The organism is Rhizobium ecuadorense (assembly GCF_001187535.1).
Classification (GTDB): domain Bacteria; phylum Pseudomonadota; class Alphaproteobacteria; order Rhizobiales; family Rhizobiaceae; genus Rhizobium; species Rhizobium ecuadorense.
The window spans coordinates 1-209 of the sequence record NZ_LFIO01000647.1 but is presented as its reverse complement, the minus strand read 5'-3'; the positions used below and the strand labels follow the sequence as shown (position 1 = coordinate 209).

Annotated in this window: 1 pseudogene; it reads left to right on the top strand. The window is 60.8% G+C overall.

What is annotated here, in order from left to right:
* Nucleotides 1-209, top strand: a pseudogene (locus tag AF337_RS12710) (ABC transporter permease); the annotation flags it as partial.

Here is a 209-nt window from a genome sequence, read left to right as displayed (position 1 = left end):
TTCCTCGGACTTGTCGGCGTCCTCCTGTTCTTCGTCGTATTCGGCAGCACCAAGTTCCTGGAGCCCGCCGGCGCCGCAAGCTGGCTCAACGTCGCCGCCAATCTCGGCATTATCGCTCTTCCCATCGGACTTTTGATGATCGCAGGCGATCTCGACATTTCGATTGGCGCGATGATCCCCGCCGGCTCCATGACGGTCGCGGTCCTTTC